This is a genomic window from Roseitalea porphyridii (assembly GCF_004331955.1).
Classification (GTDB): Bacteria; Pseudomonadota; Alphaproteobacteria; order Rhizobiales; family Rhizobiaceae; genus Roseitalea; species Roseitalea porphyridii.
Genome location: NZ_CP036532.1, coordinates 1,150,838 through 1,173,580, shown reverse-complemented (window position 1 = coordinate 1,173,580; position 22,743 = coordinate 1,150,838). Strand labels below are relative to the sequence as shown.

26 protein-coding genes are annotated in these 22,743 nt (G+C 67.0%); 13 read left to right on the top strand and 13 right to left on the bottom strand.

The features are described 5' to 3' along the window. Window positions 1-23: 23 nt before the first annotated feature. On the bottom strand, window positions 24-290 hold the full coding sequence (locus E0E05_RS05690; protein WP_131615837.1) for a sel1 repeat family protein: 267 nt from the start codon (window positions 288-290) through the stop codon (window positions 24-26). A 417-nt stretch (window positions 291-707) separates the two neighbouring features. Between E0E05_RS05690 and E0E05_RS05685 the strand changes: the two genes are divergently transcribed. Further along, on the top strand, window positions 708-1,055 hold the full coding sequence (locus E0E05_RS05685; protein WP_131615836.1) for a DUF2147 domain-containing protein: 348 nt from the start codon (window positions 708-710) through the stop codon (window positions 1,053-1,055). A 16-nt stretch (window positions 1,056-1,071) separates the two neighbouring features. Here E0E05_RS05685 and E0E05_RS05680 read toward each other — a convergent pair whose 3' ends face one another. Further along, on the bottom strand, window positions 1,072-1,779 hold the full coding sequence (locus E0E05_RS05680; RefSeq protein WP_131615835.1) for a glutathione S-transferase N-terminal domain-containing protein: 708 nt from the start codon (window positions 1,777-1,779) through the stop codon (window positions 1,072-1,074). A gap of 155 nt (window positions 1,780-1,934) precedes the next feature. Between E0E05_RS05680 and E0E05_RS17475 the strand changes: the two genes are divergently transcribed. The 4 genes from E0E05_RS17475 to E0E05_RS05665 all read left to right on the top strand — a co-directional run bounded on the left by E0E05_RS17475 (window position 1,935) and on the right by E0E05_RS05665 (window position 5,231). Next, complete coding sequence (locus E0E05_RS17475) at window positions 1,935-2,102, top strand: hypothetical protein (RefSeq protein WP_192900445.1); 168 nt, start codon at window positions 1,935-1,937, stop codon at window positions 2,100-2,102. 17 nt (window positions 2,103-2,119) lie between these two features. After that, on the top strand, window positions 2,120-2,305 hold the full coding sequence (locus E0E05_RS05675) for a hypothetical protein (RefSeq protein ID WP_131615834.1): 186 nt from the start codon (window positions 2,120-2,122) through the stop codon (window positions 2,303-2,305). 64 nt (window positions 2,306-2,369) lie between these two features. Next, window positions 2,370-3,890 (top strand): AMP nucleosidase, encoded by a 1,521-nt coding sequence (locus E0E05_RS05670; RefSeq protein WP_473665498.1) that lies wholly within the window; start codon window positions 2,370-2,372, stop codon window positions 3,888-3,890. Window positions 3,891-3,971: 81 nt separating this feature from the next. Further along, complete coding sequence (locus tag E0E05_RS05665) at window positions 3,972-5,231, top strand: MFS transporter (protein ID WP_131615833.1); 1,260 nt, start codon at window positions 3,972-3,974, stop codon at window positions 5,229-5,231. 38 nt (window positions 5,232-5,269) lie between these two features. Here E0E05_RS05665 and E0E05_RS05660 read toward each other — a convergent pair whose 3' ends face one another. Further along, the gene (locus E0E05_RS05660) at window positions 5,270-5,863 is read right to left on the bottom strand and encodes a LysE family translocator (RefSeq protein WP_131615832.1); all 594 of its coding nucleotides are present in this window, start codon (window positions 5,861-5,863) and stop codon (window positions 5,270-5,272) included. Between the two features lie 72 nt (window positions 5,864-5,935). Here E0E05_RS05660 and E0E05_RS05655 point away from each other — a divergent pair, with 72 nt between their 5' ends. Beyond that, on the top strand, window positions 5,936-6,388 hold the full coding sequence (locus E0E05_RS05655) for an Lrp/AsnC family transcriptional regulator (RefSeq protein ID WP_131615831.1): 453 nt from the start codon (window positions 5,936-5,938) through the stop codon (window positions 6,386-6,388). 168 nt (window positions 6,389-6,556) lie between these two features. After that, entirely contained in the window at window positions 6,557-7,039 is a 483-nt protein-coding gene (locus E0E05_RS05650) for a cupin domain-containing protein (protein ID WP_192900444.1), read from the top strand. Between the two features lie 15 nt (window positions 7,040-7,054). On the opposite strand, the gene msrB is transcribed toward E0E05_RS05650, so the two are convergent. The 4 genes from msrB to E0E05_RS05630 all read right to left on the bottom strand — a co-directional run bounded on the left by msrB (window position 7,055) and on the right by E0E05_RS05630 (window position 9,537). Continuing rightward, on the bottom strand, window positions 7,055-7,555 hold the full coding sequence (gene msrB, locus E0E05_RS05645) for a peptide-methionine (R)-S-oxide reductase MsrB (RefSeq protein ID WP_131615830.1): 501 nt from the start codon (window positions 7,553-7,555) through the stop codon (window positions 7,055-7,057). 99 nt (window positions 7,556-7,654) lie between these two features. After that, window positions 7,655-8,209: a fasciclin domain-containing protein gene (locus E0E05_RS05640; RefSeq protein WP_131615829.1), complete on the bottom strand. Its 555-nt coding sequence runs from the start codon at window positions 8,207-8,209 to the stop codon at window positions 7,655-7,657. 93 nt (window positions 8,210-8,302) lie between these two features. Beyond that, window positions 8,303-8,980 (bottom strand): anti-sigma factor, encoded by a 678-nt coding sequence (locus tag E0E05_RS05635; protein WP_158629280.1) that lies wholly within the window; start codon window positions 8,978-8,980, stop codon window positions 8,303-8,305. Window positions 8,981-8,994: 14 nt separating this feature from the next. Beyond that, window positions 8,995-9,537 carry a sigma-70 family RNA polymerase sigma factor gene (locus tag E0E05_RS05630; protein WP_131615827.1) on the bottom strand — a complete coding sequence of 181 codons (543 nt, stop codon included), beginning with the start codon at window positions 9,535-9,537 and terminating at the stop codon, window positions 8,995-8,997. A 331-nt stretch (window positions 9,538-9,868) separates the two neighbouring features. Between E0E05_RS05630 and E0E05_RS05625 the strand changes: the two genes are divergently transcribed. Both E0E05_RS05625 and E0E05_RS05620 read left to right on the top strand, forming a co-directional pair. Beyond that, entirely contained in the window at window positions 9,869-11,593 is a 1,725-nt protein-coding gene (locus E0E05_RS05625; protein WP_131615826.1) for an electron transfer flavoprotein-ubiquinone oxidoreductase, read from the top strand. A gap of 116 nt (window positions 11,594-11,709) precedes the next feature. Continuing rightward, window positions 11,710-11,892 carry an excalibur calcium-binding domain-containing protein gene (locus E0E05_RS05620; protein ID WP_131615825.1) on the top strand — a complete coding sequence of 61 codons (183 nt, stop codon included), beginning with the start codon at window positions 11,710-11,712 and terminating at the stop codon, window positions 11,890-11,892. A 69-nt stretch (window positions 11,893-11,961) separates the two neighbouring features. Here the strand turns inward: E0E05_RS05620 and E0E05_RS05615 are convergent, their stop codons facing one another. The 5 genes from E0E05_RS05615 to E0E05_RS05595 form a co-directional block, all read right to left on the bottom strand. Continuing rightward, window positions 11,962-13,011 carry a zinc-dependent alcohol dehydrogenase family protein gene (locus E0E05_RS05615; RefSeq protein WP_131615824.1) on the bottom strand — a complete coding sequence of 350 codons (1,050 nt, stop codon included), beginning with the start codon at window positions 13,009-13,011 and terminating at the stop codon, window positions 11,962-11,964. 89 nt (window positions 13,012-13,100) lie between these two features. Further along, entirely contained in the window at window positions 13,101-13,937 is an 837-nt protein-coding gene (gene fghA / locus E0E05_RS05610) for an S-formylglutathione hydrolase (RefSeq protein ID WP_131617911.1), read from the bottom strand. A 2-nt stretch (window positions 13,938-13,939) separates the two neighbouring features. Continuing rightward, window positions 13,940-14,353, bottom strand: a complete 414-nt coding sequence (locus E0E05_RS05605; RefSeq protein ID WP_131615823.1) for a type II toxin-antitoxin system VapC family toxin — start codon at window positions 14,351-14,353, stop codon at window positions 13,940-13,942. A gap of 17 nt (window positions 14,354-14,370) precedes the next feature. Then, complete coding sequence (locus tag E0E05_RS05600) at window positions 14,371-14,658, bottom strand: FitA-like ribbon-helix-helix domain-containing protein (protein ID WP_131615822.1); 288 nt, start codon at window positions 14,656-14,658, stop codon at window positions 14,371-14,373. A gap of 41 nt (window positions 14,659-14,699) precedes the next feature. Next, on the bottom strand, window positions 14,700-15,809 hold the full coding sequence (locus E0E05_RS05595; protein ID WP_131615821.1) for an S-(hydroxymethyl)glutathione dehydrogenase/class III alcohol dehydrogenase: 1,110 nt from the start codon (window positions 15,807-15,809) through the stop codon (window positions 14,700-14,702). A 136-nt stretch (window positions 15,810-15,945) separates the two neighbouring features. Between E0E05_RS05595 and E0E05_RS05590 the strand changes: the two genes are divergently transcribed. From E0E05_RS05590 to E0E05_RS05580, 3 genes are all read left to right on the top strand, one after another. Beyond that, entirely contained in the window at window positions 15,946-16,539 is a 594-nt protein-coding gene (locus tag E0E05_RS05590) for a hypothetical protein (protein ID WP_244597960.1), read from the top strand. Window positions 16,540-16,591: 52 nt separating this feature from the next. After that, on the top strand, window positions 16,592-17,440 hold the full coding sequence (locus tag E0E05_RS05585) for a uracil-DNA glycosylase (RefSeq protein ID WP_131615820.1): 849 nt from the start codon (window positions 16,592-16,594) through the stop codon (window positions 17,438-17,440). A gap of 100 nt (window positions 17,441-17,540) precedes the next feature. After that, window positions 17,541-18,782, top strand: a complete 1,242-nt coding sequence (locus tag E0E05_RS05580) for an MFS transporter (protein ID WP_131615819.1) — start codon at window positions 17,541-17,543, stop codon at window positions 18,780-18,782. Window positions 18,783-18,838: 56 nt separating this feature from the next. On the opposite strand, the gene E0E05_RS05575 is transcribed toward E0E05_RS05580, so the two are convergent. Further along, window positions 18,839-19,705, bottom strand: a complete 867-nt coding sequence (locus E0E05_RS05575; RefSeq protein WP_131617909.1) for a DMT family transporter — start codon at window positions 19,703-19,705, stop codon at window positions 18,839-18,841. 213 nt (window positions 19,706-19,918) lie between these two features. Here E0E05_RS05575 and pepN point away from each other — a divergent pair, with 213 nt between their 5' ends. Beyond that, window positions 19,919-22,579 (top strand): aminopeptidase N, encoded by a 2,661-nt coding sequence (gene pepN, locus E0E05_RS05570; RefSeq protein WP_131615818.1) that lies wholly within the window; start codon window positions 19,919-19,921, stop codon window positions 22,577-22,579. Window positions 22,580-22,743: the final 164 nt, after the last annotated feature.

Here is a 22,743-nt window from a genome sequence, read left to right as displayed (position 1 = left end):
TCATGCGGCCGGCCGCTCCGATGTCAGTGGCGCGTCATCCATTCGCGCGCGTCGCGAAGCGCCTTTGCCAGTTCGGCCTTGCTCATCGTCTCGGCGATCTCGGCGCGCAGAGCGCCGGCGCGCGCCGAACCCTTGATGGCGGCGATGTTGAACCATTTGTGCGCGGCGACCAGGTCGGTCTCGCCGTCCCGGCCGGTGGCGCAGGCCAGACCCATCTCGAAGAGAATGTCGGCGTTTGCGTTCGCGCCGAGGCCGGCGAAGTCCGCGTTTTCGATTTCAAGGCGTGCCATGTCGAACCCCTCTAGCGTAACCCTGTTTTCCACTGGCGCCGTGTTTCGTTTCCGCGCCTTCGATGGGGAGGAGCATGCCGCCCGCGTTTCAACGGCTGGCAAACAAGGGTGCTTAATGGGGCGCAAACGAAACAAAAACAGGGGGTAAACCGAACCGTTCGTTAAGCAGCCAAGCCGCTGCAAATGAACGGGAAAAGCCGCGCGTTCACGGACCATACACCGCGCGGGCGGCAAGCATTCGCTAACCGTGGCCAACGGTTCGATGGCGCAAATGGTGACCGCCGGCCGCCGTTCGCGACGCCAGACCCGCCACGGCGCGGGGTCACAGGGCGGCACATGGTTTCGGTTTACTTTTACGTGTGCGTCAATCATAGTGCGCCGAACCAGCCCGCACTGCCGGACCATCGGGAGGACCAGATGAAGACGACGATTCTCGCACTTGCCGCCGCGGCGGCGATGATCACCACGCCGGCGCTCGCCGCCGAACCCATCGAGGGCACGTGGCTGCGCCCGAGCACCGGAACGCTGGTGCGGTTTGCGCCGTGCGGCGCCGAGTTCTGCGGCACCGTGCGCAATGGCGAATATGCCGGCCAGTCGATCGGCCGGCTCTCGGGCGGCGGCAGCAACTATGACGGCCAGATCACCGACCTCGCCGAGGGCAAGACCTATCGCGGCAAGGCAAGGGTCAACGGCAACACGATGAAGCTGCAGGGCTGCGTCGCCGGGGGCCTGATCTGTCGCGGCGAGGACTGGCAGCGCCAGTAAGCCCGGCGCCCGTCCCCTACCGGGCCTTCTGACCGAACAGGATGGCCTGCGCGTCCTTGTCGTCGCGCAGGTTCGTCTGCTCGCGGCGGTCCTTGCCGACGGCAAGGCCGCGCACGACGGCGGGACGGTCGTGCATCGCCTCGAACCAGCGCTTGAGGTGCGGGAAATCGTTCAGATCCTGCCCCTGTCGCTCATGGGGCACGACCCAGCCGATGCAGGCCATTTCGGCGATCGAATAGGCGCCGGCGAGGAAGTCATGGTCGGCAAGGCGCGTGTTCATGACGCCGTAGAGCCGGTTGACCTCGTTGGTGTAGCGATCGATCGCGTAGGGTACCTTCTCGGGCGCGTACTGACGGAAATGGTGTGCTTGGCCGGCCATCGGGCCGAGCCCGCCCATCTGCCAGAACAGCCACTCGTCGACGGCGGTCCGCGCGCGCGGGTCGGCCGGATAGAAGCGGTCGAACTTGCGCCCCAGATATTGAAGGATAGCGCCCGATTCGAACACGGAGATCGGCTCGCCGCCCGGGCCTTCCGGGTCGATGATCGCCGGCATGCGGTTGTTGGGCGCGATCTTCAGGAAGTCCGGCTTGAACTGGTCGCCCTTGCCGATGTCGACATAATGGACCTCGTAGGGCACGCCCAGCTCCTCGAGCATGATCGTGATCTTCCAGCCGTTCGGCGTCGGCCAGTAGTGAAGCTCTATCGGCGCGGTCTGTTGCGGCATCGGGCACTCCCTTCTTGTGCCCTCCACATAGGCGCTGGCCGGCCCAGCGCAAAGCCATAAGCGGCGTTTACCTATCTGAACGCTGGCTGAACGCCGATCTCAGCATGGGTTCAGCGGCACACCGCTAGTGTGGGCGTCGGGAAAGGACGAAACCGATGCTCGCACGCCGCTTCACCATCATCTGTCTGATCGCGATGATCTTCGCCTTTGCGATGATCGGCATGATCGAGCGTGCCAGCGGGCCGGCCTATTCCTGGAAGGTTCAATCGACGGTGCCGTGCGTCTTCGAACGCCCCGGCGCCTGCGCGATCCCGCGCAAGTAGTTCGTCAGGGGCATCTCATGAGCGCGACCAACACCATCACCCGCCGGACGCTCGGCACCGTGCGCACCTGCGCGAGAGCCGCGCTTCTGGCCGGCCTGTTCATCGGGCCGCTCGCCGGCTTCGCCGTCGCGCAGGCCGACGAGGGCGCGCGCAAGGGCGGCGGCGTCGGCTTCGTTCTCTATGTCAGCCTGATGCGCCCCTGAGCCGACGCGCCTTCGGGCATCGGACGTCTTTTGCGTGCAATGATCTGCCCGTATATGATGATGCATGGACAAGAGAACGAACGAATCACATCCCAGCCTTGGCCCGGAGATGGCGGGTTTCCTGACGCCGCCGCCCGAACGGCCGAAATTCTACACCGATCCCGCCGAGGCGGTTGCCGCCCTGCGGGCGCTCTATGAGCGCAACACCGCCTTCATCCGCGACCGGTTCGCCGAGATGACCGAAAAGGGCGATCTCGACGCGCGGGTGCGCGCCTACTATCCGCAGATATCGGTCAAGACGGCGACCTATGACCAGGTCGATTCACGCCTCGCCTACGGCCATCTGGCCCAGCCCGGCCATTACGCCACGACCGTGACGCGGCCGGATCTCTTCGGCAGCTATCTTGAAACGCAGATCGGTCTCCTGATCCGCAATCATGACGTGGCCGTCGAAGTGTGCGAGTCGGGCACGCCGATCCCGCTGCATTTCGCCTTTCTCGAAGGCACCTATGTCGACGGCGCCAAGGCCGACCGGCTCGTCCGGCCGCTGCGCGACGTGTTCGACGTGCCCGACCTGAACGTGACCAACGACGACATCGCCAACGGCGATTTCGAGGCCGCGCCGGGGCAGCCCTCGCCGCTCGCCCCGTTCACGGCGCAGCGGGTCGACTATTCGCTGCACAGGCTGTCGCACTACACCGCCACCAGCCCCTGGCATTTCCAGAACTTCGTGCTGTTCACCAACTACCAGTTCTACATCGACGAGTTCTGCGCGTTCGCCCGTCAGCAGATCGCCGATCCGGCCTCGGGCTACGAAACCTTCGTCGAGCCTGGCAACATCGTCACGCGCGCCGGCGCGACCGAGCCCGAGAGCGGCGCGCCGCCCTCGCGGCTGCCGCAGATGCCGACCTACCATCTCACCCGGTCCGATCGCAGCGGGATCACCATGGTCAACATCGGCGTCGGCCCGTCCAACGCCAAGACGATCACCGACCATATCGCGGTGCTGCGCCCGCACGCCTGGCTGATGCTCGGCCACTGTGCGGGCCTGCGCAACACGCAGCAGCTCGGCGACTACGTTCTGGCGCATGCCTATGTGCGCGAGGACTCGGTGCTCGACGACGACCTGCCGCTGTCGGTGCCGGTGCCGCCGCTGGCCGAGGTGCAGGTGGCGCTCGAGGAGGCCGTCGCCGAGGTGACCGGCCTGAAGGGTTACGATCTCAAGCGGATCATGCGCACGGGCACGGTCGCGACGATCGACAACCGCAACTGGGAACTGCGCGACCAGCGCGGGCCGGTCAAGCGGCTCAGCCAGTCGCGGTCGATCGCGCTCGACATGGAATCGGCGACGATCGCGGCGAACGGCTTCCGCTTCCGGGTGCCCTATGGCACGCTTCTGTGCGTTTCCGACAAGCCGCTGCATGGCGAACTGAAGATGCCGGGCATGGCCTCGGACTTCTACCGCACGCAGGTCGGCCAGCATCTGATCATCGGCATCAAGGCGATGGAGACGCTCGCCAAGATGCCGCCCGAACGGCTGCATTCTCGGAAACTCAGAAGCTTTTCGGAGACCGCCTTCCAATAGGCCGTTTCGCCGTCGCCCGGCCGGTCGCCCCGGTCAGGTTTCACTTGCCGGACGGCGCGGTCGCTGGCATGGGTGACAATCATGCCCACACTGCCCACGTCCACCGGCCCGTTGCTGCTCGGCGCCGCCTCGCTGATGTTCGCGGGCGGGCTGAACGGGCTCATCCTTCCCGTTCGTGGCGCGCAGGAGGGCTTTTCGGCCTTCTCCCTCGGTCTTCTGGGAACCGGCTGGGCGATCGGCTTCGTGCTCGGCTGCCTGATCGTGCCGCGCACGGTCAAGCGGGTCGGGCATATCCGGGCGTTCGGCGCGATGACCGCGCTCGCCGGCGTCGCGATCCTGCTGTCGCTGCTTCTGATGCATCCGATCGCCTGGGTGCCGCTCAGGGCGCTGTCGGGCTTCTGTTTCGCCGGTGCCCAGCAGATCATGGAAAGCTGGCTCAACGAACGCAGCGGGCCGGAATCGCGCGGCCGCGTGTTCGGGCTCTACGCGATGGTCAATCTGTCGGCCAACACGGCCGGCCAGATGGTGCTGCCGCTCGGCGACACGTCGGCGGCGACGTTCTTCGTCCTGGGCGCGATCTTCTACGCGCTGGCGCTGATCCCGACGGCGCTCTACGCCACCCAGCAGCCGGCGCCGCTGACCAAGGTGTCTCTCGACATCCCCAAGCTGTGGCGCAACTCGCCGGTCGCGGTCGCCGGCATCCTCCTGGTCGGCATCGCCAATTCGGCGTTCGGCACGCTGGCGGCCGTCTACGGCAACCAGATCGGCATGAGCGTCACGGCGATCGCCATTTTCGTGTCGGCGACGCTGCTTGCCGGCGCGGCCGCGCAGGTGCCGGTCGGCTACGCCTCGGACCGAACGGACAGGCGCTACGTGCTGATCGCCGTGTGCGCCGCCGCGATCGTGACGGCCGCATGGTTCGTTGCGGTCAGCCCGCGCGCGATCGTGCCGATCCTGATCGGCGCGACCTTCTTCGGCGCCTTCATCCACACCATGTATCCGCTGCTGATCAGCCATGCCAACGACCATGCGCCGGACGGCGATTTCCTGCGCACGGCGGGCGGACTGCTGTTGCTGTTCGGCGTCGGCTCGATCATCGGCCCGCTGGTCGCCGGCGTGGTGATGAACGTGGCAGGGCCCGAGGGCATGTTCTGGACGACGGCCGGGGCGCATCTGGCGCTGATCGCCTTTGCCGCCTGGAGGATCAGCCAGCGCGCACCGTCGGACACCCGCGAGCGCTTCGTGCGCATCCTGACGGCGCGGTTCTCGACGCCGCAGACGCTGGTCCTCAATCCGCGCTCGGACAGGGCGGCGGACGAGCCCCAAGAGGACCGGCCGTAGCGCCGCCAGCGCCAGGGACGCCCGTTCTGCGAGCCCGGTCAGGCCAGCACCGGCCAGAGCGAGGCGACGAGCAGCGCCGCCATGGTCCAGTTGAAGATCTGCAGCCGGCGTTCGTCGGTCAGGAATTTCTGCATCTGCTGGCCGATCAGCGTCCACGTGCTGACGGTCGGCAGGTTGATCAGGCCGAAGACGAGCGCGACGAGCCCGATCGCGCCAAGGCTGCGGTCCGGCGCATAGACGGTGATCGCGGTCAGCGCCATCGTCCACGCCTTCGGGTTGACCCACTGGAACGCGGCCGCCTGCAGGAACGTCAGCGGCCTGCCGGAGGCCCGGCCCCTGGTCCCGGGCGCGGCCGCGTTGGCGATCTTCCAGGCCAGCCAGAGCAGATAGGCGACCGAGACGATCCTCAGAATGGTGTAACTTGCGGGCACGGCGTCGAACAGGCCCATCAGGCCGATGCCGACCAGCACGATCATCACCGTGAAGCCGATGCCGATGCCGAGCATGTGCGGGATGGTTCGCCTGAGACCGAAATTGGCGCCCGACGCCATCAGCATGAGATTGTTCGGCCCCGGCGTGATCGAGGAGACGAAGGCGAAGGTCGCAAAGGCGATGAGCAACTGCGGGTCCATTCCGCAATGGTGCACCGCAAATGGAGCAATGTGCTTTCTTTTTCGGTGTGGACCGCGCAAAGTGCGCAATCGATGAACACACTCGATCCAAAGAGCGAAGAAATATTGCGCATTCTGACGCGCGACGGTCGGATCAGCAATATCGATCTGGCCGCGCGCGTGAACCTGTCACCCTCCGCCTGCCTGCGGCGCGTGCAGGAACTGGAGCGTTCGGGCGTGATCACCGCCTACCGGGCGGTGACCGATCGATCGAAGGTGGGCAAGACGTTCGCGGCCTATGTGGGCGTCGGGCTCGCCGAGCACTCCAAGGCCGCGCAGGAGGACTTCGAACGCGCCATCGCGCACGCGTCGGAGGTGCGCGAGTGCCACAACGTGACCGGGATGATCGAATATCTGCTCCGGGTCGAGGTCGCCGACATCGCCGACTACAAGCGGTTCCACGCCGACGTGCTCGGCGCGATCCCGCAGGTTCGCTCGATCACCACCTATGTCGTGATGGGCTCGCCGAAGGACGAGCGGGCTTGAAAAGGTCCGTCAGACCAGTCCGACCAGCGACAGGACGGCGATGATGACGACCACGACGCCGATGATGTAGAAAATATTGCGCATGGGGCTCCTCGCTTGGCGTTTGCGCCACGACAACGCCGCGCGCGCCCGTGCGTTCCCTAGTCTTGCCGGACCCGGAGACGCGATGTGAGCCAGGACAAGCCGCAGCCGGCCGCCATCGAAGCGGCGAGCGCGCCGCCGCGCGGCCGCAAGTCGAACTATCCCGAACCTTTCGCCGGCCGCATGGCCGGCCGCGACAAGCGGCCGCTCGGCGATCTGTTCGGGCTGACCAATTTCGGCGTCAACCTGACCCGGCTCGCGCCCGGCGGCGAAAGCGCCCTGCTGCACGGCCATTCGCGGCAGGACGAGTTCGTCTATGTGCTCGAGGGGAACCCGACGCTCGTCACCGAGAGCGGCGAGACCGCGCTGGCGCCGGGCATGTGCGCCGGCTTTCCGGCCGGCGGGCAGGCCCATCGTCTGGTCAACCGGACGGGTGCCGATGTCGTCTATCTGGAGATCGGCGACCGGACGCCGGACGATGCGGTCACCTATCCGGAGGACGACCTGACGGCGACGCTCGACGATGCGGGGCGATGGGTCTTCACCCGCAAGGACGGAACCCCCTACTGACCGGCGGACCCGCGCTCACGCCGGCAGGAATTGCAGCGCAAGGCCGTTCAAGCAGTGGCGTTTGCCGGTGGGCGGCGGGCCGTCATCGAAGATATGGCCCAGATGGCTGCCGCAGCGGCGGCAATGGACCTCGGTGCGCGTTGCAAACAGGGTATCGTCGTCCTGCGTGCCGACCGCATCCGGCAAAGCCTCGGTGAAGCTCGGCCAGCCGGTGCCGCTTTCGAACTTCGTGTCCGAGGCATAGACCGGCAGCGCGCACCCCTTGCACAGATAGGTGCCGGCGCGGTCCTCGGCATTGAGCGGGCTCGAAAAGGGGCGTTCGGTGCCCATCTCGCGCATGACCTGAAATTCGGCGTCGGTCAGGAGCATCCGCCACCGCTCCTCGGTGCGGGTCACGGCGAAGCCGCTTTGGCCTACGGCGGCGTCATCGGCGGCGGTGATGCGCCAGGCCCCAAGGCCGCCGGCGGCGAGCGCCGCCAGACCGGAGCCGCCAAGAAGAAGCGTTCGGCGTTTCATCTTATCGTACCTCCTGGTTGTGGCCGGCGGCGGAGGACCACCGCCGGCCGTTCCGGACAGGGCGCCCCATCCGTCCGGAAGAAATCTGCGGGCTCGCGCTTACGAAGCCGGCAGGAGAACCGTGTCGATGACGTGGATGACGCCGTTCGACTGGTCCACATCAGCGATCGTGACGGTGGCGACGCGGCCCTGCCCGTCCTCGATCTTGATGTCGTCGCCGTCGGTCATGACGGTGAACTCGCATCCGCCGACCGTGGTGACGGGATGCATGCCGCCATCGTCAGCGACCATCTGGGCGATCGCGCCCGACATGGCTTCGGCGCCGATCACGTGGCACGTCAGGATCCTGGTGAGCTGATCCTTGTTCTCGGGCTGGAGCAGCGATTCCACGGTGCCGTCGGGCAGCGCGGCGAACGCGTCATTGGTCGGCGCGAAGACCGTGAACGGGCCTTCAGACGACAGCGTGTCGACCAGGCCTGCGGCCTTGACGGCAGCGACCAGCGTGCTGTGGTCGGCCGAGTTCACGGCGTTCTCGACGATGTTGCGGTCCTCATACATGGCGGCGCCGCCGACCATGGGGTTGTCGGCCTGCGCGGCAGCGGTGCCGAGCGAAAGGGTGATCGCGGCGGCGGTCAGAATGCGGCGGTAGAACATGATAGTCTCCTCTCATTGTTGCGTTCGCCGTGTTGCGAACGATCGAGGAGACGAAGGCGGCGTGCCGAAAGTTTCACCCGTCCGCGAGAAAGATCAGAACGGCAGCAGCGAGCCGGTGGCGAGAACCGCGCCGGTTGGCGCGCCGGTCGGCGAACCGCCGGCGGGTTCGTCGCTGACGGCGAGTACCGCGCCGGCAAGGGCGTCGCGCAGGTCGGGCGCCGTATCGATCGCGGTGCGGCCGTTCGCGTCAATGACGCCCAGCGAGACCGGCGGATTGTCGCCCTCGATCAGCCAAAGTTCGTAGTCGCGTCCCTGAGGCGGTGTGGCGCCCTCATGGCGCACCGTCACCTGGCCGCGCTCGCCGTCGACCAGCACGGCGAGCCGCACCGCGTCGGTCTCGCCGCTGACCGTGGCGACATAGCGTGGCAGTTCTTCACCGTTACGCAGGGCGTCGAGATAGAGGCCGCCGAAGACGATCATGCCGGCGAGCGAGGCGAACGCCAGCGCACGCCACGGCCAGATCGCGCGGCGCGGCGCCGATGCGGGGGCGGCGCCGAACAGGCGCTGCTCGATCGTGTCGGCGAGTCCGACGGGCGGCGGCGCCGGCTCGATCTCGTCGGCCATCGGCAGGAGCCGTTCCTGCCAGCGCTCGACGGCCAGCCGCAGCGCCGGCTCGCGTTCGAGCCTGTCCGCGAACGCGCGGCGCTCGGCGTGCGGCAGCACGCCAAGGGCGTACTCGGCCGCAAGCCGGTCGTCTCGCTCGTCAGGCATGGCAGGATCGCCGCTCATCGTTCAAGGCACGCTTTCAGCTTCATCAGCGACCGGCGGAGCCAGGTTCGCATCGTGTTGATCGGTACATCGTGACGCTCGGCGAGCTCACGATAGGAAAATCCTTCCATGTAGGCCGAGCGCACGGCGTCGGCCCGTTTGGCCTCCAGTTCGTCGAGGCAGTCGGCGAGCCGGCGGTTCTCCCCGGCGATCACCGCGGCGCCCTCGGGATCGGGTCCGTCGTCGGCCAGATCGAGCGCCTCGTCGATGTCGGCCGCCTCCGGCCGGCGCGCCCGCAGCCGGTCGATCGCCTGGTTGCGGGTGATCACGACCAGCCAGCCCATCGGGCTGTGACCGTTGGCCGCGAACGCCTGCGACCCGCGCCAGATCTTCACATATGCCTCTTGCAACGCTTCCTGGGCATCGCCCCTGTCCTTGAGAACACGCAGGCAGATGCCGAAAAGTTTCGCGGAGGTGCGGTCGTAGAGGGCGCGAAACGCCGCGCGATCGCCGAGCGAGCAGCGTTCGATCAGCTTTTCGATGTCATCGGCATCGGGCAAGGCGGCCTCGGCGGTCGAAGCATCGAAGATGTAACGCTTTCGCGCCCGAGCGCAACAGGCGGCGGCACCGGAACGGCATGGGCCGCACCGCCGGGTCGCCGCGGCCCGTTCGCACCGGCCACCTGTCGGGGCACGGGGCACGAACACCGGCGATATTGACGTTTACGTAAACGGCATATAGCCTCGGCATCATCATTGGTTCGGCGAAAACCCCGTCATGCGTCGCAAACACGGCTTGAAGCGGTCGGCGCGCGCGGGCTAAGTCGCCGGCAGACGGAACGGGCCGGCCCGTGCACATGCCCCGCAATTCCGCAGCGACCGGAGGAATTTGATGAGCGACGCCAACGCAGCGGACGACCCCAGGAACGAGCCGCGCGAATCCATGGAGTTCGACGTGGTCATCGTCGGCGCCGGCCCGGCCGGGCTCGCCGCGGCGATCCGGCTCAAGCAGATCGACGAGAACCTTTCGGTGGTCGTGCTCGAAAAGGGCGCCGAGGTGGGAGCGCACATCCTGTCGGGCGCGGTGATCGATCCGGTCGGGCTCGACAGGCTGTTCCCCGACTGGCGCGACGATTCCGACCCGCCGCTGAAAACGCCGGTCACCGCCGACCATTTCCTCTATCTGGGGCCGGCCGGCGCCGTCCGGCTGCCCAATTTCATGATGCCGCCGCTGATGAACAATCACGGCAACTACACCGCTTCGCTCGGCAATGTCTGCCGCTGGATGGCCGGACGCGCCGAGGCGCTGGGCGTGGAGATCTATCCCGGTTTCGCCGCCGCCGAACTGGTTTACGACGACAATGGCGCGGTCAAGGGCGTGGCGACCGGCGACATGGGCATCGGACGCGACGGCGAGCCGACGGCCGCGTTCGCGCGCGGCATGGAGCTGCACGGCAAGTATGTGCTGATCGGCGAAGGCGTGCGCGGCTCGCTCGCCAAGCAGCTCATCGCAAAGTTCGAACTGGACCGGGACAGCGAGCCGGGCAAGTTCGGCCTCGGCATGAAGGAACTCTGGGAGGTCGATCCGGCCAAGCACCGGCCCGGCCTGGTCCAGCACTCGTTCGGCTGGCCGCTGCCCAACGGCACCGGTGGCGGCTCGTTCCTCTATCACCTCGAGGACAACCAGGTGGCCGTCGGCTTCGTCGTGCACCTGAACTACAAGAACCCCTACCTGAAGCCGTTCGAGGAGTTCCAGCGCTTCAAGACCCATCCAAGGATCCGCGAGACCTTCGAGGGCGGCAAGCGCATCGCCTACGGGGCGCGCGCGATCACCGAGGGCGGATGGCAGTCGGTACCGAAGGTGTCGTTTCCCGGCGGCGCGCTGATCGGCTGTTCGGCCGGCTTCGTCAACGTGCCGCGCATCAAGGGTTCGCACAACGCCATGCTGTCGGGCATTCTGGCGGCCGACAAGTGCGCCGAGGCGATCGCCGGCGGCAAGGCCAACGACGGGGCGCTCGATGCCTACGAGGCCGAATGGCGCGAGGGCGCGATCGGCCACGACCTGAAGCGCGTCCGCAACGTCAAGCCGCTGTGGACCCGCTTCGGCACGATGATGGGTGTCGCCATCGGCGGCCTCGACATGTGGATCAACCAGATTACCGGCGGCTGGTCGCCGCTGGGCACGCTCGGCCACGGCAAGGCGGATTATGCGGCGACCGAACGGGCCGGCCGGCACAAGCCGATCGACTATCCCAAGCCCGACGGCGAGATCAGCTTTGACCGGCTGTCCTCGGTGTTCCTGTCGAACACCAATCACGAGGAAGACCAGCCGATCCATCTGAAGGTACAGGACGACGCGCTGCAGAAGCGCTCGGAATATGCCGAGTTCGCCGGCCTTTCGTGGCGCTACTGCCCCGCCGGCGTCTATGAATGGATCGATGCCGAGGGCAACACGCTGGGCGACGGCGCCACGCGCACGCCCGACGATGCGGCGCGGTTCCAGATCAACGCGCAGAACTGCGTGCACTGCAAGACCTGCGACATCAAGGACCCCAACCAGAACATCAACTGGACGGTGCCGCAGGGCGGCGAAGGCCCGGTCTATCCGAACATGTAGGGCGGACCGCCCTGTTCCGGGCGAAGGGCGCCACAACCCTGCGCTGCATCCGGTCTGTGGCGGAGCCGCTTCGTCGGTGGCACGATCGCGCCGTTCGGAAGGCGCGGAGCGGCACCATGACACGACGGATCGCGGCAATGAGCGTTGCTGGCCTCGTCATCATATCGGCGGCAAGTCCGGCGATCGCAGCGCGATGCACGGACTACTGGAACTGCGAACAGGCCGTGCGCGCCTGGTGCAACGGTTCGCATCCTCGCGCGGACGGCGATGGCGACGGCATACCGTGCGAGAACGTCTGACCGAACCGGCGGATCGTCAACCAGATCCGCGCGCAGATCGGCTGCTGATGCGGCGCCGAAATCTGCTGGTCAACCCATCGCCATGTCGATCACGGTGACGCCTGCGGGCTGGACTCCGTCCATTTCGGCAAGCGCGTCCCCGGCCGCCGACAGCGGGATCGTGCGCGTGACGAGTTGGCCCGGATCGAGCCGGCCGCCGGCGATCATGTCCATCATCGGCGCGAACTGGCGGGCGCCCAGCCCGCGCGTGCCGTGCAACGTCAGCTGACGCGCATAGACCAGCTCGAGCAGCGGCAACGGCACGGTGGCACTCGCACCGACCGGCATGCCGATCTGCACGTGCCGGCCGAGCTTGCGCAGCGACCGCAGCGCGTTGTCGAAGGTGACGGCGCTACCGAGCGCGTCGATCGACACATGCGCGCCGCCACCTGTCAGGTCGCGCACCGCCTGGCCGACATCGTGGATGCCGGTCGCGTTCAGCACCGCGTTGGCGCCCAGTTCCCTGGCCTTGGCCAGCGCCGCGTCGCTGACATCGACGGCCAGCACCCGCGCACCGAGCGCGGCGGCGATCATGATCGCCGACAGGCCGACGCCGCCCGCGCCGTGCACGGCCAGCCATTCTCCGGGCCGGATGTCCGCGCGGTCGGTCAGCGCGCGCCAGGCGGTGGTGACCCGGCAGCCCATGCCGGCGGCGGAGACGAAATCCATCGTCTCAGGCAGGTGGACGAGGTTGAAGTCGGCGGCCGTGATCGCAAGCCGTTCGGCGAACGCGCCCCAGACGGTGAAGCCGATGCCGGACTGGTCTTCGCATATGGTCGGACGGCCGGACTGACAGTCGGCGCAGTGGCCGCAGCCCAGGATGAAGGGCGCCGTGACGCGGTCGCCGACCCTGAAATGGCGACAGGCGGGCCCGGTCTCGACGATTTCGCCGGCAAGTTCATGGCCCATCACGTGCGGCAGGACGACGTCCGGGTCGAGGCCCTTCCAGGCGTGATGGTCCGACCGGCACACGCCGCAGGCGCGCACTGCGACGATGGCCCCGTCGGCCGGGCATTCGGGATCGGGCACCGATGCGATCGTCAGGGGCGCGTCATAACGCTCCAGAAGCGCGGCCTTCATCGTTACGCTCCAACTGGTCGGCGGTCAGGCCCATCATGGCCCGACAACCGGTCGGCGGCTGTCGCAGCGGCGACATGCCGGGCGGCGGGTCAGCCCTTCAGCGTCACGCCATGGTGTGCGAAGTGCTCGGCCAGGAACGTGCCGACGAAATAGTAGGAATGATCGTAGCCCTCGCGCATGTTCAGCGTCAGCTTCTGACCGGCATGGCGGCAGGCCTCGGCGAACAGCTCGGGCCGAAGCTGTTCGGCGAGGAACTGGTCCGAACCGCCCTGGTCGATCAGGATGTGGGCGTCGGTTCGCCGGCGCGCGACGAGCTTCGTTGCGTCATAGTCGTTCCAGACCGTCCGGTCCGGGCCCAGATAGGTGCTGAAGGCCTTTTCGCCCCACGGGACCTGCGTGGGCGCGACGATCGGCGCGAAGGCCGAGACCGACCGGTAGCGCTCGGGATGTTTCAGGTGCAGCGTCAGCGCGCCGTGCCCACCCATCGAATGGCCCGTGATGCCCTGCCGGTCCATGTCGGCCTTGGGGAACATATCGGCGATCAGGCCGGGCAGTTCGTCGACCACGTAACGGTCCATGCGGAAATGGCGCGCCCAGGGTTCCTCGGTCGCGGTCAGGTAGAAGCCCGCGCCCTGCCCCAGATCGTAGGCCGCGTCGTCGGCGACGTCGTCGCCGCGCGGCGAGGTGTCGGGGAAGACGACCATGATTCCGTGCTCGGCCGCATAGCGCTGGATGCCGGCCTTCTCGTTGACGTTCTGCCAGGTGCAGGTCAGGCCCGACAGGTACCAAAGGACCGGCACGGCTTCGGTTTCGGCCTGCGGGGGCGAATAGACCGCAAAGCGCATGGTGCAGTTCGTGACCGCGCTGTCGTGATCGTGCACGGTCAGAAGGCCGCCGAAGCATTTGTGGGAAAGGACGGGGTTCATGGTCATTTGGCGGTAATCTCGTCGTAAAGGCAGATGATGCCGGCGGGCACGGCGTCGGCGAATTTGCGTGCCAGCTTCTTGTCTGCGGTGATGAGCGGGACACGCAGCGACTGGGCGGCCGCCACATAATGACAATCATAGACCCCGTGCTGATAGGAAACCGCCATCGGCATGGCCGCCTGGGTGAACGCACGGGAGTCCAGCCAATCCACCAAACCCGACAAGTGATCGAATGCGTCGCTGGCGCTTTGCTGGGTCATGCCGTGAAACCGCATCTCCTGAACCAGCGCGCTGGAAACTTCCACAGCAGCAAAGCTGAGCGAAACGACCTCCTCACGCGCGAAATATGCACCGGCCACCTCGGAAACCGGGCCGGGGACAAAGATCGGCACAAATGCGCTCGCATCAAAAAGCAAGGTTGCGGGCCCCGACCCTAATCCTTGGTTCCTCGCGCCAGGTCGCTCAACCTGCCGGCCCGCTCATCCAGGGCGCGTTTGCTCTCTTCGATCCGCGCCTGATGCTGCTCCGCCGTCATCGGAGGTCCACGGAACGACTTCCGGATCTCGGCCGCCCGCGCCAGAACTTCTGTCTTAGAAGGCTTGGCACTGTCGCTCAACAAGTCACGCACATGGGCTTCCAAAGACCGGCCTCTGGCGGCGGCCTGCGCTTTCAGACGCGCATGCACCTCGTCATCGATGTTCCGGATCAATATCTGTCCCATGATCGTGATGATAGCATAGTGCTATCACCTCCTCAAGGACACTAGTAGAGCACCACGCTGCGGATGCTCTCGCCGGCATGCATCAGATCGAACCCGGTGTTGATCTCCTCGAGCGGCATGGTGTGGGTGATCAGCGAATCGATGTCGATGCGCCCGTCCATGTACATGTCGACGATCTTCGGCACATCGGTGCGCCCCCTCGCCCCGCCAAAGGCCGAACCGCGCCAGTTGCGGCCGGTGACGAGTTGGAACGGCCGTGTCGAGATCTCCGCGCCCGCCGGCGCCACGCCTATGATGACCGAGGTGCCCCAGCCCTTGTGACAGCATTCGAGCGCGGTTCGCATCACGTCGACATTGCCGATGCATTCGAACGAATAGTCCGCGCCGCCGCCGGTCAGTTCGACCAGATGGCCGACGAGATCGCCGGAGACGGTCTTGGGATTGACGAAGTCGGTCATGCCGAACTTGCGCGCCATCGCCTCCTTGGCCGGATTGGTGTCGACGCCGACGATCTGGCGCGCACCGATCATCTTCAGGCCCTGGATGACGTTGAGCCCGATCCCGCCAAGGCCGAACACGACGGCGGTGGAATTGGGCTCGACCTTGGCGGTGAACATCACCGCGCCGATACCGGTGGTCACGCCGCAGCCGATGTAGCAGATCTTGTCGAAGGGGGCGTCCTTGCGCACCTTGGCCAGCGCGATCTCGGGCAGCACGGTATAGTTCGAGAAGGTCGAGCAGCCCATATAGTGCAGCAGCTTGTCGCCCTTGTAGGAAAAGCGCGAGGTGCCGTCGGGCATGACGCCCTGCCCCTGTGTCGACCGGATCTTCTGGCAAAGATTGGTCTTCGGGTTCAGGCAGTATTCGCACTCGCGGCACTCGGGCGTATAAAGCGGAATGACGTGGTCGCCGACCTCGACCGAGGTGACGCCCGGCCCGGTCTCGACGACGACGCCGGCACCCTCGTGACCGAGAATCGCCGGAAACGCGCCTTCGGGATCGGCGCCCGAAAGGGTGAATTCGTCGGTATGGCAGATGCCGGTCGCCCTGATCTCGACGAGCACCTCGCCTTCCCTCGGCCCTTCCAGGTCAACTTCGACGATCTCAAGGGGTTTGCCCGCCTCGAAGGCGACTGCCGCGCGTGTCTTCATGCCGATTGTCTCCCGCCGTTTTTCGTTCGATTAGGCATGGATCGTCCGACCCGTGCAAGCCAAAATCCCGGCCGACGTTGCGGGCCGGGCCTTGTGCGCTATCCTCTTGACCATGCGCGCCAGACGATCACCACCGATGCCGATCCTGCTGACCGCCGCGGTGCTCGCGTCGGCCGGGCCGGTGGCGGCGCAGGATGTGGCCATCGCGCGCGACGCCGCGCTGACGGCCGGCTATGCGTTTTCGGATGCGCTCGGCGGCTTTCGGATCACCGCCATGTCCGGCCTTGGCACGCGGACCGATCCGATCCGTCTCGACCAGCAGGTCTTTTCGGCAACGCCCTCGACCCTCGTCATCCGCGCCACCAAGCCGATCAATCCGTTCGCCCACCCCAAGACGCACGCCACCGGAACGCTGCACTTCGACATCACGATCAGCAACGCCTCCGGCCTGCCCTGGACCGGCGCCGAGTTCGAGCTGCAGGAACTGCTCGGCAAGGCAAGCGTCTATGGCGACGGGCTGTCGTTCGACCAGCGCCGCACCGGCAACTACCAAACCGTCTCCGACCGGTTTTCGGACAGCCGCCAGGATTTCGAGCCCTACGACCGCATCCTTTTCCACGAAGGGTTCGTCGACCCCGGCGAGACGGTTTCGTTCCGCTTCCTGATCACGGACCTGACGCCGGCGCCGCTGTTCTACATCCAGTTCGACCCGCGCATCCCGGCCTCGTGACATTGCGCCCTCCGGTCCGCTCTGCGAAAGAGACGGGCGAAGGAACAGGCCCGTGACCGACAGCGCCGACATCACCCGCGAGCAGATCGAGCACTTGCTGCGCTTCTACGCCGAGGCAGGGCTCGACATCGCGCTCGAACCCGAACCGGTCGACCGCTTCGCCCTGAATGCCGGGGCGACTGCCGCGCCGGCCCCTGCCCCGGCCGCGCCGGCGACGACGCCCGATCGGGAACCGCCCCCCGAGGCCGCACGGCCACCGTCCGCACCGGCGCGCATTCCCGACGACCGGGCCGTGGCGATGGCCGCGGAAGCGGCCGCAGCCGCCGCCGATCTCGACGCGCTGAAGGCGGCCGTCGAAGGGTTCGAAGCATGCAACCTCAAACGCAGCGCGCGGCACAGCGTTTTCGAGGGCGGCGCGCGCGGCGCGCCATTGATGCTGGTCGGCGGTGCGCCCTCGCGCGACGACGACAAGACGGGCGAGGCGATGAGCGGGCTCGACGGCATCATGCTCGGCAAGATGATCTCGGCGATCGGGCTCGATCTGCGGGCCGATGCCTATTGCGGCTTCTGCGTGCCCTGGGCGGTGCCGGGCGGCGAGGCGCCGACCCCGCTGCACCTCAAGATCTGCGCGCCGTTCCTGCGCCGCCAGATTGCGCTCGCCGGCCCCCGCATCGTCGTCGCGCTGGGCAACGTGGCCGCGCGCCAGCTGCTCGAGGCGTCCGACCCGATCACCCGGCTTCGCGGGCAATGGACCGAGGTCGATTTCGGCGACGGCCCGGTCGCGGTCACGGCGCTGTTCGCGCCATCGTTCCTGCGCGACGAGCCGCGCTTCAAGCGAATGGCCTGGCTCGACCTTCTTGCGTTGAAAAAGCGTTTGACACAGGACGGTGCGAACGCCTAACGGCGCGCCTTCGTCACACCGTGTCGCCCGCTGACGCGCATCTTTCACATCCTTGATCTAACCGTCGAAATGCCTTCGGCGACGCCCACGGGAGCCAACAATGCTGCGCAACATCGTTCCGGTCACGGGGCTGATGCTGTCGACCTTCTTCCTGCTCGCAGGCAGCGGACTGACCGGCATCACCATCCCGTTGCGCGCCGGCATCGAGGGCTGGAGCCCGGTCACGATCGGCTGGATCGGCTTCGGATATGCGCTGTGCTTCACGGCCGGCTGCGTGGTCGTGCCGCGCATGGTGCGCCGTGTCGGCCATGTGCGCGTCTATGCGGTGCTGGCGACGCTGCTCGCCATGTCGCTGCTGCTGCACGCCCTGTTCGTCCATCCGCTGGCATGGATCGCCATTCGCGGCATTGCCGGCTTTTCGCTGGCCGGCGCCTACATGGTCGTCGAGAGCTGGCTGAACGAAAAGGCCACCAACGAGTCGCGCGGCCAGATCTTCTCGTTCTACATGATCATGAACATGGTCGGCATGATGGCCGGCCAGTTCATGGTGCTGCTGGGCGATCCGGCCACCACCAGCCTGTTCATGATCGCGGCCCTGCTCTACGCGATGGCCGTCATCCCCACGGGGCTCTCCAACGCCGTCTCGCCGCAGCCGCTGACCGAGGTCAGCCTCGACCTCGGCAAGCTCTACCGCAACTCGCCGGCGGCGATGGTCGGCATGCTGATGACCGGCATCATCGCCGGCATCTGGAACTTCCAGGCGCCGGTGTTCGCCGAACAGGCCGGCCTTTCGGGCAACCAGATCCCGTTGATGCTGGCGCTGGCGATGATCTCCGGGGCGATCTTCCAGTTCCCGCTCGGCCGTGCCTCGGACCGGATGGACCGGCGCTATGTGATGATCTTCGCCGGCATCATCGGCGTCGGCTGTGCCGCCGCGTTCAACGTGATCCCCGGCGCGTCGACCGCGCCCGGCGTGTTCGTGACGATCTTCGTGCTGGGAGCCGTTCTTTTCCCGATCTACTCGCTCGTCGTCGCGCACGCCAACGACTATGCCGAGCCGAGCGCGTTCGTCGAGATTTCCTCGGGCCTGCTGATCGTCAACGGCGCTGGCGCGATGATCGGCCCGGTGCTTGCCGGCGTGCTGATCGACGGGCTCGGCCCGAGCGGCTTCTTCATCGCGCTGGCGCTCGCCTTCGCCGTGTTCGGCGGCTATGCGGCGTGGCGCATCACCCGGCGCGCGGCCGTCCCGGCCGACGAGATGACCGACTATGCCTACATGCCGACGACGCGAAGCCAAACGCCCGAAACGTTCAATCTCGATCCGCGTTCGGAAGAGGAATGACCGGCCCGTTTTGGCTGCCCTTCGAGGCCGGCGCCTCGGGTTGAGCCAAGCCGAACTCACCCGTGCGGCGGGGTGACCGGGCGCGCCTTGCCCCGCTCGAGCCCGAGCCGGTGTTCGCGATAGATGATGAAGATGCCCGAGGCGACCACGATCGCCGAGCCGACGAGCGTCGCCAGCGAGGGATATTCGGCGAACAGAAAGATGCCGATGACGATCGACAGGACGACCGAGGCATATTCGAACGGCGCGATGGTCGAGGTCTCCGCATAGCGGTAGCTCTGGGTCAGGAGGATCTGGCCGAACCCGCCGAAGAAGCCCGCCCCGATCAGCGCGGCCGCCTGTTCCCAGGTCAGCGCGTGCCAGCCGAACGGCACCGTGAACAGCGCGATCGTACTGGCCGTGATCGAGAAGTAGAGCACGATCGTGGTGGTCTTTTCGGTGTCGACCAGACGCCGGACCAGCACGAAGGCGAAGGCGGCGAACAGCGCGCCGATGAAGGTGGCGACCGCGCCCAGCGCCTGCCCCGCATCGCCGCCGCCGCGCACGAGTTGCAGGTTCGGCCAGGAGATGATCATGACCCCGATCAGGCCGACGATGACCGCGCCCCAGCGATAGCGGCGCACCACCTCGCCCAGGATCACCGCGCCGAGAACCACCGTCAGCAGCGGCCGCGCATAGCCGATGGCGATCGCGTCGGGCAGCGGCAGGCGCGTCAGGCCGAAAAAGCCAAGCCCCATCGCCGTCACGCCGACGAGGCCGCGCAGGACGTGGCTGAGCGGGCGGTCGGTCTTCCATGCCTCGGTGAACTGGCGCGTGACCAGCAGGTAGACGGCGATCGGCACGATCGCGAAGAAGGAGCGGAAGAAGACCATCTGGCCCGGTGGCAACTGGCCCGCCAGCTTGATCAGGGTCGCCATCGCCATGAAGGCACAGACCGACGAAACCTTCAGCGCGATGCCGAGGAGCGGGTTCTTTTCGGTGCTGGAGGCGTCGTCCGGGGAGGTCACCGGCTTTCCATGAACCCGGGTCGGGGCGAATGCAAGGCCGCGCGAACCCGCGAGCAATTGCCCATGACGGCATAGCGCCGATCGTGTACACGGCCCGTTCGAGGCGCCCAAACAGCGAAGGACAGGCCGATGCGGACCGAGGACGGACAGGTTGTCAGGCTCGATGAGTACCGGCCCAGCGACTATCTGATCGACGCCACGCACCTGACCTTCCGGCTCGACCCCGAACGGACGCACGTGACGGCGCGGCTGACCGTGCGCCGGCGCGAGGGCGTCGCCGCCGGCACGCCGCTGTCGCTCGACGGGGACGGGCTGTCCTTCAAGGGCGCGCGCATCAATGGCGAGGCGGCCGGCGACAATGCGGTGAGCGCGACGCCGGACGCGCTGACGATCAACGAACCGCCCGACGGCGAGACCTTCACGCTCGAGATCGAAACGGTCGTCGACCCGACCGCGAACACGCAGCTCATGGGCCTTTACCGGACAAGCGGCAACTACTGCACGCAGTGCGAGGCCGAAGGCTTCCGCCGCATCACCTATTTCCTCGACCGGCCGGACATCCTGTCGGTCTACACGGTGCGGATCGAGGGCGACCGCAAGGACACGCCGCTACTCCTTTCGAACGGCAATCCGGTGGAGCAGGGCGAACTTGGCGACGGGCGGCATTTTGCCGTCTGGCACGATCCCCATCCCAAGCCGTCCTACCTGTTCGCGCTGTTCGCCGGCAGCCTCGGCGTTGTCGAGGACAGCTTCACGACCGCCTCGGGCCGCAAGGTGGATCTGCGCATCCATGTCGAGCAAGGCAAGGAGGCGCGCGCGGCCTACGCGATGGACGCGCTGAAACGGTCGATGGCCTGGGACGAGGAACGCTTCGGCCGCGAGTACGATCTCGACATCTTCCAGATCGTCGCCGTGTCGGACTTCAACATGGGCGCGATGGAGAACAAGGGCCTGAACATCTTCAACGACAAGTATGTTCTGGCCGATCCGGAGACCGCCACCGATCAGGACTATGCCTCGATCGAGGCGATCATCGCGCACGAATATTTCCACAACTGGACGGGCAACCGGATCACCTGCCGGGACTGGTTCCAGTTGTGCCTCAAGGAGGGGCTGACCGTCTTCCGCGACCAGGAATTCTCCGCCGACATGCGCAGCCGCGCCGTCAAGCGCATATCCGACGTCCGGGTTCTGCGCGCGCACCAGTTTCCGGAGGATGCCGGCCCGCTCGCGCACCCGGTCCGGCCGAAAACCTACAAGGAAATCAACAATTTCTACACGGCCACCGTGTACGAAAAGGGTGCCGAGATCGTCCGCATGCTGCGCACCATGCTGGGCGAGGCCGGCTTTTCGGCGGGGATGGATCTCTATTTCGCGCGCCATGACGGACAGGCGGCGACCATAGAGCAGTTCCTGGCCTGCTTCGCCGAGGCGACGGACACCGACCTTGGTCAGTTCGCGCTGTGGTACGAGCAGCCCGGCACGCCGAACCTGTCGATCGGCGCGCGCTACGACGCCGACGCGCGGATGTTGACCGTGACCGTCGATCAGGCCCTCAGACCACCCGTCGCGGGCGCCTCGAGCGCCCCGCTGCACATCCCCGTCGCGTTCGGCCTGGTCGGTCCGGACGGCGCCGACATGGCGCTCGGCGAGGTCGAGGGCGCGGCGATCACGCAGCACCCGGGCGAGGACGCGGTCATGCACATCACCGCGCCGCGCCACTTGATCGTGTTTTCGGGCATCGAAGTGCCACCTGTCCTGTCAGTGCTGCGCGGCTTCTCGGCGCCGGTCACCCGGGTGCCGCATGCTTCGGTCGCCGACCGCGCCTTCCTTGCGCGCCATGACGGCGATCCGTTCTCGCGCTGGGAAGCGCTCAACAGCCTGGTGATGGACGAACTGAAGGCGGCGACGGGAGCGGCGCGCACGGGCGCCGAGATCGCCGCCAGCGCGACGCTTACCGAAAGCGTGGCAGCCCTTGCCGGCGACAGCGAGCTCGACAACGCCTATCGCGCGCTGTGCCTGACGTTGCCCGGCGAGGCCGATATCGCCCGCGAGATCGGGCACGACATCGACCCCGACGCCATCCATGTGGCGCGGCGCGCGATCAGCGCTCAGCTCTCGAAGGCCTGCGAACGCGTGCTGGCCAGGGTCTATCACGAGTTGCAGCCGCGGCGCGCCTACGATCCGGGTGCCGAAGGCGCAGGCCGCCGGGCCCTGCGCAATGTGGCGCTCACGCTTCTTTGCCATGCCGCCGGCAGCACCGATCTGGCCGAACGGGCGCTCGCGGCCGCCGACAACATGACCGACCGGGCGCATGCGCTGACCGTGCTTGCCCATCTGGCGCCCGACAGCGAGGCGGCCCGCCGCGGCCTCGACGCGTTCCGGACCGCCTTCCGCGCCGAGCCGATCGTGCTCGACAAATGGTTCACGATGCAGGCGACCGTGCCGCGGCACGAGACGGTCGAGACGGTGCAGGCGCTGACCCGCGCGCCGGGCTTTTCCTGGGACAACCCCAACCGTATCAGAGCCCTGGTCGGCGCGTTCGCCACCGGCAATCCGGTCGCGTTCAACCGGCCCGACGGCAAGGGGTATGAGCTGCTCACCGGCGCGATCGGCCGCATCGACGGCGCCAATCCGCAGGTGGCCGCCCGGCTGATGACGGCGATGCGCTCGTGGCGAAATCTCGAGCGGGGCCGGCGCCAGCGTGCCGAAGCGGCGATCACGGCGCTCGGCCGCAAGGCGCATTTGTCGCGCGACCTCAAGGACATCATCGAGCGGACCCTCGCCTGACGGCCGCCGCGAGCGCCGGCATCGGCGCCGCACCGGTTAAAAAATCGTTACCGCCGTCTGGACAGGCCGAATCGGTTTTGATTCATTGTCTGCGATTCGGCAGTTCCAGTACCTGCGTCGCGTTCCAACGACACCAACAAGCGGACCCTGGCGGGAAGGGCAGC

Coding starts and splice junctions, on each gene's coding strand:
- E0E05_RS05690 (WP_131615837.1), bottom strand. CDS start 290: ATGGCACGCCTTGAAATCGAAAACGCGGACTTCGCCGGCCTCGGCGCG.
- E0E05_RS05685 (WP_131615836.1), top strand. CDS start 708: ATGAAGACGACGATTCTCGCACTTGCCGCCGCGGCGGCGATGATCACC.
- E0E05_RS05680 (WP_131615835.1), bottom strand. CDS start 1,779: ATGCCGCAACAGACCGCGCCGATAGAGCTTCACTACTGGCCGACGCCG.
- E0E05_RS17475 (WP_192900445.1), top strand. CDS start 1,935: ATGCTCGCACGCCGCTTCACCATCATCTGTCTGATCGCGATGATCTTC.
- E0E05_RS05675 (WP_131615834.1), top strand. CDS start 2,120: ATGAGCGCGACCAACACCATCACCCGCCGGACGCTCGGCACCGTGCGC.
- E0E05_RS05670 (WP_473665498.1), top strand. CDS start 2,370: ATGGACAAGAGAACGAACGAATCACATCCCAGCCTTGGCCCGGAGATG.
- E0E05_RS05665 (WP_131615833.1), top strand. CDS start 3,972: ATGCCCACACTGCCCACGTCCACCGGCCCGTTGCTGCTCGGCGCCGCC.
- E0E05_RS05660 (WP_131615832.1), bottom strand. CDS start 5,863: ATGGACCCGCAGTTGCTCATCGCCTTTGCGACCTTCGCCTTCGTCTCC.
- E0E05_RS05655 (WP_131615831.1), top strand. CDS start 5,936: ATGAACACACTCGATCCAAAGAGCGAAGAAATATTGCGCATTCTGACG.
- msrB (WP_131615830.1), bottom strand. CDS start 7,555: ATGAAACGCCGAACGCTTCTTCTTGGCGGCTCCGGTCTGGCGGCGCTC.
- E0E05_RS05640 (WP_131615829.1), bottom strand. CDS start 8,209: ATGTTCTACCGCCGCATTCTGACCGCCGCCGCGATCACCCTTTCGCTC.
- E0E05_RS05635 (WP_158629280.1), bottom strand. CDS start 8,980: ATGCCTGACGAGCGAGACGACCGGCTTGCGGCCGAGTACGCCCTTGGC.
- E0E05_RS05625 (WP_131615826.1), top strand. CDS start 9,869: ATGAGCGACGCCAACGCAGCGGACGACCCCAGGAACGAGCCGCGCGAA.
- E0E05_RS05620 (WP_131615825.1), top strand. CDS start 11,710: ATGACACGACGGATCGCGGCAATGAGCGTTGCTGGCCTCGTCATCATA.
- E0E05_RS05615 (WP_131615824.1), bottom strand. CDS start 13,011: ATGAAGGCCGCGCTTCTGGAGCGTTATGACGCGCCCCTGACGATCGCA.
- fghA (WP_131617911.1), bottom strand. CDS start 13,937: ATGAACCCCGTCCTTTCCCACAAATGCTTCGGCGGCCTTCTGACCGTG.
- E0E05_RS05600 (WP_131615822.1), bottom strand. CDS start 14,658: ATGGGACAGATATTGATCCGGAACATCGATGACGAGGTGCATGCGCGT.
- E0E05_RS05595 (WP_131615821.1), bottom strand. CDS start 15,809: ATGAAGACACGCGCGGCAGTCGCCTTCGAGGCGGGCAAACCCCTTGAG.
- E0E05_RS05590 (WP_244597960.1), top strand. CDS start 15,946: ATGCCGATCCTGCTGACCGCCGCGGTGCTCGCGTCGGCCGGGCCGGTG.
- E0E05_RS05580 (WP_131615819.1), top strand. CDS start 17,541: ATGCTGCGCAACATCGTTCCGGTCACGGGGCTGATGCTGTCGACCTTC.
- E0E05_RS05575 (WP_131617909.1), bottom strand. CDS start 19,705: ATGGCGATGGCGACCCTGATCAAGCTGGCGGGCCAGTTGCCACCGGGC.
- pepN (WP_131615818.1), top strand. CDS start 19,919: ATGCGGACCGAGGACGGACAGGTTGTCAGGCTCGATGAGTACCGGCCC.